Annotated in this window: 16 protein-coding genes; 14 read left to right on the top strand and 2 right to left on the bottom strand. The window is 44.4% G+C overall.

Features of this window, described 5'->3' with window-relative positions:
- Nucleotides 1–102 precede the first annotated feature (102 nt).
- From purT to trhO, 11 genes are all read left to right on the top strand, one after another.
- Complete coding sequence (gene purT / locus V6D44_RS19710; protein WP_087991790.1) at nt 103–1,257, top strand: phosphoribosylglycinamide formyltransferase 2; 1,155 nt, start codon at nt 103–105, stop codon at nt 1,255–1,257.
- Between the two features lie 144 nt (nt 1,258–1,401).
- Nucleotides 1,402–2,340, top strand: coding sequence for a trypsin-like serine peptidase (locus tag V6D44_RS19705; RefSeq protein WP_087991791.1), 939 nt, complete (start codon nt 1,402–1,404; stop codon nt 2,338–2,340).
- Nucleotides 2,303–2,701, top strand: a complete 399-nt coding sequence (locus V6D44_RS19700; RefSeq protein WP_087991792.1) for a DUF2606 family protein — start codon at nt 2,303–2,305, stop codon at nt 2,699–2,701. Before V6D44_RS19705 ends, V6D44_RS19700 begins: the two co-directional genes overlap by 38 nt.
- Nucleotides 2,702–2,875: 174 nt before the next feature.
- Nucleotides 2,876–3,760 (top strand): alpha/beta fold hydrolase, encoded by an 885-nt coding sequence (locus V6D44_RS19695; protein WP_087991793.1) that lies wholly within the window; start codon nt 2,876–2,878, stop codon nt 3,758–3,760.
- Between the two features lie 199 nt (nt 3,761–3,959).
- Nucleotides 3,960–4,493, top strand: a complete 534-nt coding sequence (gene pssA / locus V6D44_RS19690; protein WP_087991794.1) for a CDP-diacylglycerol--serine O-phosphatidyltransferase — start codon at nt 3,960–3,962, stop codon at nt 4,491–4,493.
- On the top strand, nt 4,484–4,972 hold the full coding sequence (locus V6D44_RS19685) for a DedA family protein (RefSeq protein WP_087991795.1): 489 nt from the start codon (nt 4,484–4,486) through the stop codon (nt 4,970–4,972). Before pssA ends, V6D44_RS19685 begins: the two co-directional genes overlap by 10 nt.
- Nucleotides 4,965–5,756 (top strand): phosphatidylserine decarboxylase, encoded by a 792-nt coding sequence (locus tag V6D44_RS19680; RefSeq protein WP_087991796.1) that lies wholly within the window; start codon nt 4,965–4,967, stop codon nt 5,754–5,756. Before V6D44_RS19685 ends, V6D44_RS19680 begins: the two co-directional genes overlap by 8 nt.
- Nucleotides 5,757–5,810: 54 nt before the next feature.
- Nucleotides 5,811–6,101, top strand: a complete 291-nt coding sequence (locus V6D44_RS19675) for a hypothetical protein (RefSeq protein WP_087991797.1) — start codon at nt 5,811–5,813, stop codon at nt 6,099–6,101.
- Nucleotides 6,102–6,193: 92 nt separating this feature from the next.
- Nucleotides 6,194–7,534, top strand: coding sequence for an erythromycin esterase family protein (locus V6D44_RS19670; RefSeq protein WP_333516833.1), 1,341 nt, complete (start codon nt 6,194–6,196; stop codon nt 7,532–7,534).
- Nucleotides 7,535–7,642: 108 nt separating this feature from the next.
- Nucleotides 7,643–8,530, top strand: coding sequence for a helix-turn-helix transcriptional regulator (locus V6D44_RS19665; RefSeq protein ID WP_333516832.1), 888 nt, complete (start codon nt 7,643–7,645; stop codon nt 8,528–8,530).
- Nucleotides 8,531–8,729: 199 nt separating this feature from the next.
- Nucleotides 8,730–9,698, top strand: a complete 969-nt coding sequence (gene trhO / locus V6D44_RS19660) for an oxygen-dependent tRNA uridine(34) hydroxylase TrhO (RefSeq protein ID WP_333516831.1) — start codon at nt 8,730–8,732, stop codon at nt 9,696–9,698.
- Between the two features lie 140 nt (nt 9,699–9,838).
- Here trhO and ptsG read toward each other — a convergent pair whose 3' ends face one another.
- Both ptsG and nagB read right to left on the bottom strand, forming a co-directional pair.
- Entirely contained in the window at nt 9,839–11,734 is a 1,896-nt protein-coding gene (gene ptsG, locus V6D44_RS19655) for a glucose-specific PTS transporter subunit IIBC (RefSeq protein WP_087991801.1), read from the bottom strand.
- Nucleotides 11,735–11,754: 20 nt separating this feature from the next.
- Entirely contained in the window at nt 11,755–12,504 is a 750-nt protein-coding gene (nagB, locus tag V6D44_RS19650) for a glucosamine-6-phosphate deaminase (RefSeq protein WP_087991802.1), read from the bottom strand.
- 218 nt (nt 12,505–12,722) lie between these two features.
- Here nagB and gamR point away from each other — a divergent pair, with 218 nt between their 5' ends.
- The 3 genes from gamR to V6D44_RS19635 all read left to right on the top strand — a co-directional run bounded on the left by gamR (nt 12,723) and on the right by V6D44_RS19635 (nt 15,041).
- On the top strand, nt 12,723–13,430 hold the full coding sequence (gene gamR / locus V6D44_RS19645; protein WP_202329058.1) for a transcriptional regulator GamR: 708 nt from the start codon (nt 12,723–12,725) through the stop codon (nt 13,428–13,430).
- A 56-nt stretch (nt 13,431–13,486) separates the two neighbouring features.
- Complete coding sequence (locus tag V6D44_RS19640) at nt 13,487–13,762, top strand: DUF1648 domain-containing protein (protein WP_087991804.1); 276 nt, start codon at nt 13,487–13,489, stop codon at nt 13,760–13,762.
- 211 nt (nt 13,763–13,973) lie between these two features.
- Nucleotides 13,974–15,041, top strand: coding sequence for a branched-chain amino acid aminotransferase (locus V6D44_RS19635; protein ID WP_087991805.1), 1,068 nt, complete (start codon nt 13,974–13,976; stop codon nt 15,039–15,041).
- Nucleotides 15,042–15,236 lie beyond the last annotated feature (195 nt).

Genomic DNA, 15,236 nt, shown 5'->3' with positions numbered 1-15,236 from the left:
AATGAGGCAAAATAAGATCTTCTTATTTTATCTTTTTTAATAAAAATTTATTTTTCGAATATTTCAGTTATAATGATTGGGAAACAGATAGGAGGGGCAGAGATGTACCAATCGAAGAAGGTTTTGTTGTTAGGTTCAGGTGAGTTAGGTAAAGAGGTAGTGATTGAAGCCCAACGTCTTGGGGTACAGACGGTGGCGGTTGACAGTTATGAGCATGCTCCGGCGATGCAGGTCGCGCATAACAGCTATGTCGTTGATATGCTGGATCGCGAGCAGATCAGAACTATCATTGAGAAAGAAAAGCCGGATTTGATTGTGCCTGAGGTTGAGGCGATCGCGACGGATGAATTGCTGAAGCTTGAAGAGGAAGGATTTTACGTCATCCCTAATGCGCGTGCGGCGAAGCTGACGATGGATCGGGAAGGCATCAGGCGGCTTGCGGCGGAAACGCTCGGACTTGCGACGGCTGGCTATGAATTTGCGAATACATATGACGAATTTGTACAAGCGGCAGCTCAGATCGGCTTCCCTTGTGTCGTTAAACCATTGATGAGTTCTTCTGGAAAAGGCCAAAGTGTATGCCGCTCTGAAACGGATTTAGCAAGCTGCTGGGAGACGGCGATGGAAGGCGGACGGGTGAAAAACGGGCGCGTGATTGTTGAGGAGTTTATTCCATTCGAATCAGAAATTACGCTCTTAACCGTACGTGCGGTCAACGGGACGACATTTTGCGAGCCAATCGGCCATGTGCAAAAGGACGGAGACTATATCGAATCATGGCAGCCGCATCATATGACAGAGCAGCAAAAGGTAGAAGCGAAGCATATTGCGAAAGCCATTACGGATGAGCTTGGCGGATACGGTCTGTTTGGCGTTGAGCTGTTCCTTGCGAAAGATAAAGTGTATTTCAGTGAGGTATCTCCTCGTCCACATGATACGGGTCTTGTCACGCTGGTGACGCAAAATTTGTCAGAATTCGCGCTGCATGTCCGGGCGATTCTCGGTTTTCCGATTACAGAAATCACCCAGCTTTCTCCTGGCGCCAGCCGGCCCCTCAAAGCACCGGAAGAATCAGCGGACTACACTGTTGAAGGCCTGGAAAACGCGCTGGCAGTACCGAAGACACAAGTTCGCGTCTTTGGCAAGCCGATAACGAAAGCCGGACGCCGTATGGCGGTTGCGCTTTCTGGGGCAGATACAGTCGAAACAGCGAGAGAGAACGCAAAGAAAGCGTTGGATCAGCTATCTATAAAGTAGAGTTTAAGCGGGCCTTTGTCATGTACAAGGCCTGTTTTTTTCATCCTCCATAAAAGTTTTATCATAAGAATCAGAAATTTGATTATAATGTAAAAGTCTTCCATGTATAAGGGTGGTTGACACAAAGGGAGGGAGATGGCTAGAATGAAATTAGTTTCAACATTCAGAAAAAGATGGTTCACTGGTTTAACGGTTTTATGTTTGGCATTGGCAGCGGCGGTATCTTTCGGCGCACCGGCAAAAGCGGCAGAGAACCCGCAAATGTCTGTATCGAATAACGGTAAAGAAGCCGATGCTACGAAAAACCAAACGTCAAAAGAAGAACAGGTTTCCGATCCTTATGAGGGAACCGGGAAAACAAGTAAATCGCTTTACGGCCAAAAGGGACTGGAAAAAAACATTCAAGCCTTACAGCCTTCGAGTATCATCGGAACCGATGAACGCACCAGAATCTCCAGCACTACATCTTTTCCTTACAGAGCAACTGTCCAACTTTCAATCAAGTATCCCAACACCTCAAGCACATATGGATGCACCGGGTTTTTAGTCAATGCCAATACAGTCGTAACGGCTGGACATTGTGTGTACAGCCAGGATCATGGATGGGCTTCAACGATTACAGCCGCGCCGGGCCGCAACGGTTCGTCATATCCTTATGGAACTTATTCAGGCACGATGTTTTACTCCGTTAAAGGATGGACGGAAAGCAATAACACCAATTATGATTACGGAGCTATTAAATTAAACGGTTCTCCCGGAAACACGGTTGGCTGGTACGGCTATCGGACAACAAACAGCAGCAGTCCCGCGGGACTTTCCTCGTCAGTGACAGGATTCCCGTGTGACAAAACATTTGGCACAATGTGGTCTGATACAAAGCCGATTCGATCCGCTGAAACATATAAGCTGACCTATACAACAGATACGTACGGCTGCCAAAGCGGCTCACCTGTTTATCGAAACTACAGTGATACAGGACAGACAGCTATTGCGATTCACACGAACGGGGGATCGTCATACAACTTGGGAACAAGGGTGACGAACGATGTATTCAACAATATTCAATATTGGGCAAATCAATAAATACAGCAAATTAGCCATTTTCATGTTTATTTTGTTTTTATGCGGGTGCAGTTCACCGACCCAATCTGCTCAGAAAGAAACAACGATTCCTGTCACTCTTCATGTGGAGGATGCTGAGGGGGTGCCGGTTGAAGGAGTGCAAGTGACGATTGTCGCAGCACCGGTCTCAGATCAAGAGCCGAGTATAGAGATTGGCGAGATACTCGGCAAAACAGACAAAAATGGAGACATCAAATGGGATACCGGCAAAAAAGGTAACTACTCAGTCGCATTGACGAAGGATGAAAAATCAGTAACCCATCACATCTCATTAACAGAGGATAAAAAAGATAAGGTCATTCCATTAGTTTTCAAAGAATAGGCGGTTTCCTTGATTTCGAGGAAACCGCCTTTTTTTATCACAGAAAGCCAAACTATATATATATACTGGAAATTTATAATATGAGATAATCATACATAGGTATTTTTTCTTACGAGACAAAAGGGGCATTATCCTTGATTTTTATATCAATCAACCCGGAGGAAAAAGAAGAAAATGACACAATATTCGATGCAGCCTGCCGCGGCTGAAAGCGGTCTTCGCTTTTACCAGGCATATGATCAAAGCCTTTCTTTGTGGCCGATTGAGTCGGAAGCATTCTATGTTTCTACTCGTTTTGGAAAAACGCATATCATGGCAAGTGGGCCAAAGGACGCACCTTCGCTCGTTTTGCTTCACAGGGGGCTCTTCAGCTCTCTTATGTGGTATCCGAATATCGCGGCGTGGAGCAGTCAATATCGTACATATGCGGTCGATATAATAGGAGACAAAAACAAAAGTATACCATCAGCTGCTCTGGATACGAGAGCAGATTGCGCAGAATGGCTGAAAGACGTCTTAGATTCGCTTGAACTTGAGACCGCACACTTGGCAGGCCTCTCGCTGGGGGGTTCCCATATCGTGAATTTTTTGCTCCAATCGCCTGAAAGAGTAGAGCGGGCGGTTGTGATGAGTCCTGCTGAAGCATTTATATCATATTATCCAGATGTCTATAAATTTGCTGCGGGCCTTACAGGGTCAAGAGGAGCTGAGGCATATATCAAGTGGGTCACGGCTAGCCGTTATGATCTGCATCCTGCGCTGCAAAGACAAATTGTGGCGGGTGTGGAATGGCAGGATGAACAAAGAAGCCTGAAACCGACAGAAAACGGCTTTCCGTACGTGTTCACAGACCGGGAATTGAAATCGATTGCGGTCCCGATGCTGCTGATGTTCGGTGAGCACGAGGTCATGTGCCATCAGCAAATGGCTTTAGAGCGGGCTTCAATATTGGTGCCGGGAATTCAGGCTGAAATCGTGAAGAACGCCGGGCATTTGTTATCTCTGGAGCAGCCAGAGTACGTCAATCAACGAGTCTTGTCCTTTTTGAGCGAAGAATAAAATTGTCAGAAACATGAAAAGAATGGCATTCATTGTTCAAAAGGTAACAAATGTTGTATAATAATAGAATTTGAATGCTGCTTTTTGCAGGGCATTTTATGTTATCATGCTTAATAGAGAAAATTTTTCCTGTAACGCTATTCGATCCATAACGTCGAATAATGATAGATGGTTTTACAATTGGAGGTTTGGTTACACTGTGAATTATATCCCCTGTATGATTACGATAGGAAATTTTATTTGCGGACTGCTGGCGATTCATTCCTTGTTATATCACAACATTCATTCAGCAGTGCTCTTCATTTTTACCGGCATGCTTCTCGATTTTTTTGACGGGATGGCTGCACGTAAGCTGAATGCCGTTTCTGATATGGGAAAAGAACTGGATTCGTTTGCCGACCTAGTGACGTTTGGTGTGGCTCCTTCAATGCTTGCTTACAGTGTCGCATTATACTCTCTTCCATTTATCGGGATTTTATGCGCATTGACGTACAGCATTTGCGGAATGCTTCGCCTCTCTAAATTTAACATTGAACAAAGTAAGCTTCCGACATTTATCGGAATGCCGATTCCATTTGCGGGCATGTGTCTTGTGATTCTCAGCTTTACCTATAATCCGATCCTGCTGGCGATCGGCACTTGCGGACTTTCATATTTAATGGTGAGCAAAATTAAATTTCCTCATTTTAAAAAACACGCGGCAGAAAACCTGGAGTCCGGGAGATGGAATTAGTTCAGCAGCTCATAGCGGATTACGGTTATCTCGCTATTTTTTTGATGCTCGTATTAGGGATTGTTGGATTGCCGATACCGGATGAAGTGATGATGACTGTCGTCGGCTACTTTACGCATACGGACGTGCTGAATTATGAGCTTTCGATATTCATCAGTTTTGTCGGGGCTTTGTCAGGTATGCTGATCAGCTACATGATCGGCAGAAAAGCCGGCCGCCCATTTATCGACAAGTACGGCAAGTGGGTCGGATTAAAAGAAAAGAGAATGATGAAAGTTGAAAAATGGATGAAGAAATACGGTCCATATTCGCTTATTTTAGGTTATTTCATACCCGGCGTCAGACATATGACGTGCTACTTTTCGGGAATAGGCAAAATGGAACTGAAAACGTATATTGCGTTTGCGGCAATCGGCGCCTTTTTATGGTGCTTTATTTTTATTACAATCGGAAGGGTTATAGGGATTATTCATGTTTAACACAGCTGTAAAGATTCTGTATCGTTCATTGATAGAGCTGACGAATCATCGTCTGTCATCCTATCTGATTAAAGGATTTTGCGAGTCTAAAATCAGCAAACCGGTCATTCCGCTTTTCTCAAAACATTTTCGGCTAAATTGGGATGATGTTGACGGTACGGCCGCTGATTATGGTTCGCTGTCCGAATTGTTCATTCGACATATTGATCTGGAGCGGCGCCCTGTTTCAAAAGAGTTGCAGGCGGTGGTCAGCCCTGTTGACGGTGTGGTTCAGACGGTGGGAAAAATCAACCCGAATCAAACCTTTACGGTAAAGGGAAAAGATTATTCATTCGCTGAGCTGACCGGCTGTAAACGCGCGGACCATCAATACAACGGCGGTTACTTCGTCGTGCTGTATCTAAGCCCGCGGCATTATCACCGTTTCCATTCCCCAATCAGCTGCAGGTATCAAAAGCTGGCCGAGCTCGGAAATCGTTCATACCCGGTAAATCAATTAGGGTTAAAATACGGAAAAGATGTGCTGTCGAAAAATTATCGCTTTGTATACGAGCTGAATGGCGGCAGTCGAAGTGTCCTGATGATTCCTGTCGGCGCGTTGAATATTAACTCTATCGTGCAGACAAGTACCCGGGACGAGCTGGAGATTGGCGAGGAGCTGGGATACTTTTCATTCGGCTCAACCGTCATTTTGATTTTTGAAAAAGACGCGTTCAAGCCGGCCGCCAATTTAACAGAAGGCCAGGAAGTCCAAGTCGGAGAATTGATAGGTTACGAAGAGTAAAAAGAGGGGCTCGTCTAAACGAAGCGCCTCTTTTTTTGGAAGGAAGTGAGACTCATGGAGAAACAAATCGCCAGCTGGATCACAGATTATCAGAAAACCGGAGATGAAGCTGTCCTGAGGCAAGTGCGAGAGGCGTGCTGGCCGATCGTTGAAGCGATTCTGCAAGAAATGGCAACGGATGAGGCACTAGCGAGCGACCTGCACAAGAAAGGAATCGAGCGGTTTCCGTTTATCATCAGCAAATACCGAGCGGATGTGCAGCTTCCAGTAGAAACATTTTTACGAAATACGTATCGGTTTTACTTTCAGCAGGTGATGAGAGAATCCAGTGAAAGCTTCTTTTAATAAGAGAGGCTTTTTTCGCTGTGGAAAAAGGAAACTTTTTCTATATCTATCTCGTAACTACTAGAGAACCTTGCAGAAAAGGAGAGATAGAATTGAAACGAATGATAGTGAAAATGGCTCTGCCGCTGCTGATCGTCTGTCTGGTGTTTTCTTCTTTTTCAGCCTCAGCCCGGGCTGTTTCTGAAGAAAAACATTGGGAGCGCTGGATTGAACGACATGCGCGTCCACTGGATGCTTCCGATGCTTCAAACAAAGACCTTCGCTTTTTGAAGAAGGTGCTGAAGGGAAAACGAATCGTTCAGTTAGGAGAAACCACACACGGCGCTGGCGAAATCAATGCAACAAAGATCCGCATGATCAAATACCTCCATGAAGAATTAGGATATGATGTTTTGGCATTCGAGTCCGGATTTTCGGATACAAATACATCCTACCTCAATATGGGCCAATCCACCTCTAAGAGCACGATGAAAAACTCCATTTACGCCGTTTGGCACACAGAAGATGTCGTTGAACTGTTTGATTACATGAAAGAGCAAAAAGAGAAAGGCGATCCGCTTATCTTGACCGGTTTTGATATTCAAAGCCTTAAAGCTTCATTTAATGATAATGCGAATCAATGGGTGAAGGCGGTGAACCCCGAAAAAGCTGAGCTGCTTTCCCAATCAGAAAACGATTTTTCAGAATTGGTGACTGGCAGCAGCACCTTTGAGGAATTTACGCAAAAGAAGGAAGTGCTGGTGAAAAACTACGGTGAGCTTATTCAATTCGCAGAAACACATGCATCGAAGTTAAAAGCACAACTACCGAAAGAGCCGAAAGCTTATGAGATGTTTATGCATTCTCTCCAGCTGCGAATTGACGTAATGGAAACGTATATGCCTCAAGAAATGAAACAAAAGCTAGAGGATTATCCGGAGAAATTAGAGGATTTACCTTTCGTTTTAAGAGACCGAATGATGGCTGATCAATTTCAGTGGATTGCCGACACCCTTTATCCAAAAAAGAAAATCATTGTCTGGGGCCACAATTACCATCTCCGCAAACAGAATACGAAAATGATTAAGGATATGACACAGGCAAACACTCCTAATATGGGTGATTATTTGCCGGAGCGGCTGAAAAAACAAACATATACGATTGGTATTTATGCATATTCAGGCGCCAGTCTTGATAGCTCAGACAATAAGACCGTTACGCCGGTCACAAGCCCGCCGCCGACTGGAAGTCTCGAAGCTTTGCTGAAGGCTGCGGACCATCCAGCTGTGTTTGTTGATTTTCTCCATACAAAAAACAAGAAAGGCACTTCGTGGATGTATACCCCGCGGACAGCACTCTATTGGGGGTTCATGGAAGAGCGGATGATCCTAAAGGAACAATATGACGGTGTCATTTGGCTGGAGCATATCACGCCATCTGTCATTATCAAGTGAGCGGTGTCCCCTGTGATATAACAGGGGATTTTTACATATCGCAAAAATCATCAAAACATATAAGCCGAGATCCATTATTCTAAAAAAGAAAGGAGATTAAAACGTGCAATGTATTATGAAAAAGCTGTCCAGAAAACAATCGATTGGATTGAATCACATTTACATGAGCAAATATCAAGTGAGGATATTGTAAACGTTTCAGGCTTTTCAAAATTCCATTTTCATCGGATTTTTCAAAAAGAAGTCGGCATGTCGGTTGCTTCTTATATTCGTTTAAGACGTCTTGCTACAGCAGCGGCAGCATTGCTTTATACCGATTTTCGTATTATGGATATTGCTTTGCATTATCAGTTTGAATCTCAAGAAGCATTTACGAGGACGTTCAAAAAGCTGTATCACATGCCGCCTGGAGCATATCGAACATTTATGAAGCGATTGACTTCAAAAAAGGAGGAATCTCGCATGGGGAAAAAAATGAAGGGCTGGTTATTGAACGGGAGCCATCCATTCCAATACGAAATGGGGGTTGACCGGGAAAATGTACATCAGGGAAAAGCTTCAGGGTATTTAAAATCAACGATGGTGCAGGGCAACGGTGAATTTGCGACGATGATGCAGCAATTTAAGGCAGATCGCTATCTAGGAAAAAGGCTTCGGCTATCAAGTTTTATCAAAACAAAAGGAGTGCAGCATTTTGCCTCACTTTGGATGCGGGTTGACAGTGCTGCTGACGATGTTCTCCAATTTGACAATATGAGCAACAGGCCTATTACCGGGACAACCAATTGGAATCATTATGCTATTGTTTTAGATGTCCCTGAAAAGAGTGCTGTGATTTCCTTTGGTGTCCTATTATCTGGGCCGGGTCAGATGTGGATGGATCATGTTGTTTTTGAAGAGGTAGATGAGAGTATTCCTTCAACAAATCTTGAAATGCCGGGAGAACTTTTAGATGAGCCGATAAATTTATCTTTTGAAGAGGAACTACAAAAATAGTTTTCAGACAACTACTTTTATTAGTAAGTTAGTGGAAAATACTATTCGTTATTAATAAACCCTGGTGCCGCGTGGGTTTGCAAGAGCTTGGATATTTTTATCAGTCTGTGCGGATATGTTCATCTTTGCGGCATTTTCCTGTATGATATAGTAAGAGTGTGCATAGCAACTAACTATAATTGAACAGGGTGTTTAAATCATGGAAAAACAATACAGAGTATTACTTTACTATAAATATGTTCCGATTGAAGATCCAGAGGCGTTTAGAGAGCAGCATTTGGCTTTTTGTAAGGAGCTTGGTTTGTTAGGCCGTATTCTTGTTTCTTCTGAAGGAATTAACGGTACGGTATCAGGTACGGTTGAACAGACTGAAAAATATATGGAAACAATGAAAGCTGACCCTCGTTTTGCGGATATGGTATTTAAAATTGATGAAGAAGAGGACCATGCGTTCAAAAAAATCTTCGTCCGTCATAAAAAAGAGCTTGTGACGCTTCGTCTTGAAGATGATGTGGATCCGAATCAAACAACAGGACAGCATTTGAAGCCCGCGGAATTTTTTGAGAAAATGCAGGATCCTAACACAATTGTGCTCGACGCGCGTAACGATTACGAGTATGATCTTGGCCATTTCAGAGGTGCTGTCCGTCCTGACATCGAAGCCTTCCGTGAATTGCCTGAGTGGATTGAAGAGAACAAAGAACTGCTTGAAGGCAAACAGATTTTAACGTACTGCACGGGCGGCGTGCGCTGTGAAAAATTCTCAGGATGGCTGATGAAGCAAGGTTTTGAAGATGTATCACAGCTTGACGGCGGAATCGTGACTTACGGAAAAGATCCTGAGGTGCAAGGCAAGCTTTGGGACGGCCAGTGCTACGTCTTTGATGAAAGAATCAGCGTGCCTGTCAACCGTGTCGAGCATGTGGTTGTCGGAAAAGACTGCTTTACAGATGAACCGTGTGAGCGTTATGTGAACTGCGCAAATCCATCTTGCAACAAAAAAATGATATGCACACCGGAAAATGAGTATAAGTATATGCGCAGCTGCAGCCACGAATGCCGCACGAACTCAAGAAACCTGTATGTCAAAGAGCACAATATGACAGAAGAAGAAGTCATCGCAAGACTGGCAGCGATTGAAAAAGAAGATCACGCTGCTGCTGAATAGTAGAAAGAACACCTTGTATTCAAGGTATTCTCAGATGTTGACAAAATCCTAAAACATTTCGTTTCGGGATTTTGTCCTTTTTTATTTTGGTGGTGATGTTTTCATGTGCCAACGAAAACATCACCAGCAGGAGGGATTTTTTACTTTATTTGAATGTGCTTCATATCTTCTTCAGATGCATTGGTGAAAATGATCGGTGTTACAGCTGAAGCGGCATGCTGTTTGATGGTATCGAGATCAAATGAGAGAAGCAGTTCACCTTGTGTGACGGCTTGTCCGCTCGTGACATGTGCTTCGAAGCTTTCCCCGTTTAATTTGACAGTATCAATGCCGACATGAATCAGGATTTCAATGCCGCCGGCGCTCATAAAGCCGATGGCGTGCTTTGTCGGAAAAATGGAGACGATTTCGCCGTCTGCTGGGGCAATGACTTTTCCTTCCGATGGATCAATCGCAAACCCCTCGCCCATCATTTTTTCTGAAAAAACTGGATCCGGCACGTCCGTTAAAGAGACTGTTTCTCCTTTGAGCGGATAAATAAAGGATTCGTCAGAAGCGGGAATCTGCTGTATGTCAGTTTCCGCATCCAGCGCGGCGGCTGTATCAGGCACGCCTCCGGCCATGATCGTTTTGATGTCGTCTTTTAAGGCGTCGGATTTTGTTCCGAATATCGCCTGGAAGTTGTTGTTGACTTCCAGCACACCTACTGCGCCAAGCCGTTTTAATTCATCCTTGCTGACTTGGTTTGGCTGATGAACGGTCACACGGAGCCTTGTAATACACGCATCCAGGTTGGCGATATTTTGCTGTCCGCCTAAGGCTTGCAGCACATGAAAGGCAAGCTGGTCTTTTGCAACAGGCGCTTTTGCCTCATTCTGATCGGCTTCATCTGTTTCACGGCCCGGCGTTTTTAAATTCCATTTCAAAATCGCAAATCGGAACAAATAATAATATATGAAAGCAAATACGATCCCGACAGGAATGACAACCCAGCCGTTTGTCGACAGTCCGTAGTTTAAGACGTAGTCAATTCCGCCGCCTGAGAACGTATAGCCATGGCGGACATGGAATAAATCACAAACGACAAAGATGACGCCGGCGAGAATAGAGTTAATCAAATAGAGCACGGGCGCAACGAACAAGAAAGAAAATTCAACTGGCTCTGTAATGCCTGTCAGCATAGATGTGAGCGCGGCAGAAATCATCACGCCGGAGATCATTTTCTTCTTTTCCGGACGTGCGGTATGGATAATGGCAAGTGCAACTGCCGGCAGACAGAAAATCATGTAAGGGAAATCTCCCATCATAAAGCGCCCGGCTGTCGGATCTCCCGCGAAAAACCTTGTCAGATCGCCGGTTATGGTATTTCCTGTTGACGGGTCTGTGTATTCTCCCATCATAAAATAGAAAGGTGTATAAAAAATATGATGCAGGCCAAAAGGAATCAGCAAACGATAGATCGTTGCATAAAAGAACAGGCCGACCGTTGAATCGGCAATTAAACTGCTGGCAGCGTTAATCCCGTTTTGGATCAGCGGCCATACCAATGAGAAAATGACGCCGATCACCAATGAACTGATGGAAGTGATAATTGGGACAAACCGTTTTCCTGAAAAAAATCCAAGGACAGGATGCAGTTCAATTGTTGAAAAACGTTTATATAAATAGGCGGCAAGAAGCCCGATGATGATTCCTCCGAATACGCCCATATCAATCAGGTGCTCGGCTCCTTCATACGGAGGCTGAAGGCCAAGTAATTTCCCCATGTTGTCGAGGGTAACGGTTAAAATTAAATATCCGATGACAGCGGCAAGTCCGGCTACACCTTCGCCGGCGGCTAAACCGATCGCGACCCCCACGGCGAAAATCAGCGGCAGATTATCGAATACAACACCGCCCGCATCCTTTATAATAGGGATATTCAGTAAATCCTTGTCACCGAAACGGAGCAAAAGACCGGCTGCCGGCAGGACGGCAACCGGGGTCATCAATGCACGGCCAAGCTGCTGCAGAATTTGAAATGCCTTTTTAAACATGACAATCTCCTTTTATTGTTTTATGAGTAGGATGTATTCTTTAATTTGCTGGCTGCTTTTTGATCTGTGATAACGGTTACATGATTGTGTTTTTGAAGAATGGAGGCCGGTACATCTGTCGTGACAGGGCCTTCAGCCATCTTTTGAATGGCATCTGCTTTTTCCTCGCCGCTCGCTAAAAGCACAATATGTTTGCTGAATTTCATGATGGTTTTAATGCCCATTGAAATTGCGAGTCTCGGCACCAGCACAGGATCACCGCCGAAGAATCTGGCATTTGCCTGTATCGTGCTTTCTGACAGCTTAACAACTCGTGTTCGACCCTCAACATCAGAACCCGGTTCATTAAAACCGATGTGGCCGTTGGCGCCGATGCCGAGAATTTGAACATCAATGCCTCCCGACTGACGGATGAGATCCTCGTAGATCATACATTCAGCCTCAAGCTGCGGATTGTCTCCTTGCGGGATATGGATATGGTCAGGCTGCATATTGATATGCTGAAAAAGGTGCTCATGCATAAAATTGTTATAACTTTGCGGATGAGATGGAGAGAGGCCTGCATATTCATCCAAATTAAATGTAGTAACCTTTGAAAAATCAATTTCGCCTGACTGATAGTCTGAAATCAGCTGCTTGTACAAGCCGACCGGCGTGCTTCCTGTTGCCAGGCCGAGAACGGCATCTTTCTTTGCCTGTACATGTTCCTTGATTATGTTAGCGCTTAACTTACAGAGTTCTTCATAATGCTCGGCGACAATAATTTTCATGCGACACCCCCCAAAGAGATAGACAAGCACCACATTTGTTACAATCAATTTATGATAGTTGTCATTACGAATTTAGCACCATAATCATTAAAGTGTCAATATAAATTTCTGAAAATTTGTTATAAAAGAAAGATACAAATCTTTCATCATTATGAGATTAAGTGGTATGATGGTCTCAATCAAAAAGAACGGTTTGCATACAGGATGGGGAGAATGAAATGACAGCTTTATATTCTGTTATCAAGTTTAAAATCATTGAATTAATTAAGTCGGGCAAATATAAGGCGAATGATCAGCTGCCGACGGAGAGCGAGTTTTGCGAACAATATGATGTCAGCAGAACAACTGTGAGATTGGCTCTGCAGCAGCTTGAGCTTGAGGGATATATTAAACGGATTCAAGGAAAAGGAACATTTGTATCGGCGGCAAAAATACAAACGCCGATTCCGCATCAGATTACGAGCTTTGCAGAACAAATGAGAGGCCTGCGTTCTGAATCAAAAGTGCTTGAACTCGTGGTGATCCCTGCTGATCACTCCATTGCCGAGCTTTTGAAAATGAAAGAGAATGAACCTGTCAATAAGCTTGTCAGAGTCAGATATGCCGAGGGGGAACCTTTGCAGTACCACACCTCATATATTCCATGGAAAGCGGCACCTGGTCTGGCTCCGGAAGAGTGCACCGGCTCGCTTTTTGAACTGTTAAGGACAAAATACAATATTGAAATCAGCAGGGGCACGGAATCGATCGAACCGATTTTAACCGATGAAACGATCAGCGGCCACTTATTAACCAATGTGGGAGCACCGGCGTTTTTAGCAGAATCCCTCACCTATGATAAAAATGAAGAAGTCGTGGAATATGCGCAAATTATTACGCGGGGAGACCGAACGAAATTCACCGTAGAACAGTCATATCATTCATAAAGCAATGCGTATGAAAGAAAACGCCTGATGGTTATGAAGAAAGGAATGGTGGTTCTATGTTTCTATTGACGAATGGAAAAGCGCTGTGGGGGTCTGTGATTGCTGCTTTCGTCCTTTCAATGGTGTTTTATCCGTTTCTTCCGGCGGAGATGCCGATTCATTATGATGGTACAAACAGCCCGGATTTGACAGTGAACAAGTTGGCGGGGACAGTGATACTGCCTGTCATGATGTTGGTGTTCGCATGGGCGCAGAAGATCAATTGGCAATTTGTGATCGCGGTGTATATTTTGCTGATTTGCCATATTGCCGTCCTTTATTTAGCAGTCTAAAATCAGACAGCCGGAATGAATCTGGCTGTTTTTCTTTTATTTTTTCTTCATTTGACAATGGATGTGGTGTATAATAGCTGATGATCATAAAGAATATTCTGAAATTTATAGATTAAAAGCGGCGTATAATCAAAGAAGCGGCTGAAGTTTTTGCAGCTTTAAAAAGACTGAATATTTAAACAACTACGATGTGAAAGGTGTGCTGATCAGATTGAATAAGCTTATCGAACGAGAAAAAATTGCATTTCATAAGGCGAAGCCTGACCCGTCATTCTTGGAATTCGGGAAATATTTTACAGATTATATGTTTGTGATGGATTATGAAGAGGGAATAGGCTGGTGCCATCCTAGAATAACGCCGTACGCGCCGCTTACGCTTGATCCTTCTTCATCTGTCTTTCATTACGGCCAGGCTGTTTTTGAAGGATTAAAAGCGTACAGAACAGAAGATGGCAGAGTGCTTCTGTTCCGGCCGGACCAAAATATCAAACGGCTGAACAGATCATGTGAGCGCATGAGTATGCCTCCTTTAGACGAAGAGCTTGTGCTTGAGGCATTGACGCAATTAATTGAGCTGGAGAAAGATTGGGTTCCAAAGGAAAAGGGGACGTCACTGTATATTCGGCCCTTTATCATCGCCACAGAACCGAGTCTCGGGGTGAAGGCATCCAAAACCTATACATTTATGATCGTGCTTTCGCCTGTCGGCTCATACTATGGCGATCAGCTGAAGCCGGTGAAAATCTACGTCGAAGATGAGTACGTGCGGGCGGTAAATGGCGGAGTCGGATGTGCAAAAACGTCGGGAAACTACGCCGCCAGCCTTGAAGCGCAGCGAAAAGCGAATGAGCGGGGCTATGACCAGGTGCTGTGGCTGGACGCCATTGAAAAGAAATATGTGGAAGAAGTAGGGAGCATGAACATCTTTTTTGTCATGAACGGGGAAGCTGTCACACCGGCTTTAAACGGGAGTATTTTAAGCGGGATTACACGTTCGTCTGCGATTGAACTGATTCGCAGCTGGGGCATTCCGGTTCGTGAAGAGAGAATTTCGATTGATGAGATTTATGCGGCCTCTGCGCGCGGGGAATTGACAGAGGTCTTCGGCACGGGCACGGCAGCCGTCGTAACGCCTGTCGGTGAACTCAATATTCGTGGGAAAACGGTGATTGTAGGCGACGGACAAATCGGGGACATCTCGAAAAAATTGTATGAAACGATAACAGATATTCAGCTTGGCAAAGTGAAAGGGCCGTGCAACTGGACAGTGGAAGTCTAAAGATCGAAAAAGAACCTGCTCTGAGGCAGGTTCAGCTTGTAGAGAAAACGATGTTTTTTCTACAAGCTTTTTTGTTTTGTAATGTTTCTTTAGATATTCAGCTGATTTCAAAAGCAGAAAAAGAGCTCCCACATACCTAGCCCTGCTTGGCTAGGTATGTGGCAATCTTCTTCATGTTCTGGCATGCGGCTGTGG

The organism is Bacillus sp. 0209A (assembly GCF_036765095.1).
Lineage (GTDB): Bacteria > Bacillota > Bacilli > Bacillales > Bacillaceae > Bacillus > Bacillus subtilis_G.
This window is presented reverse-complemented; position numbering and strand designations above follow the sequence as displayed.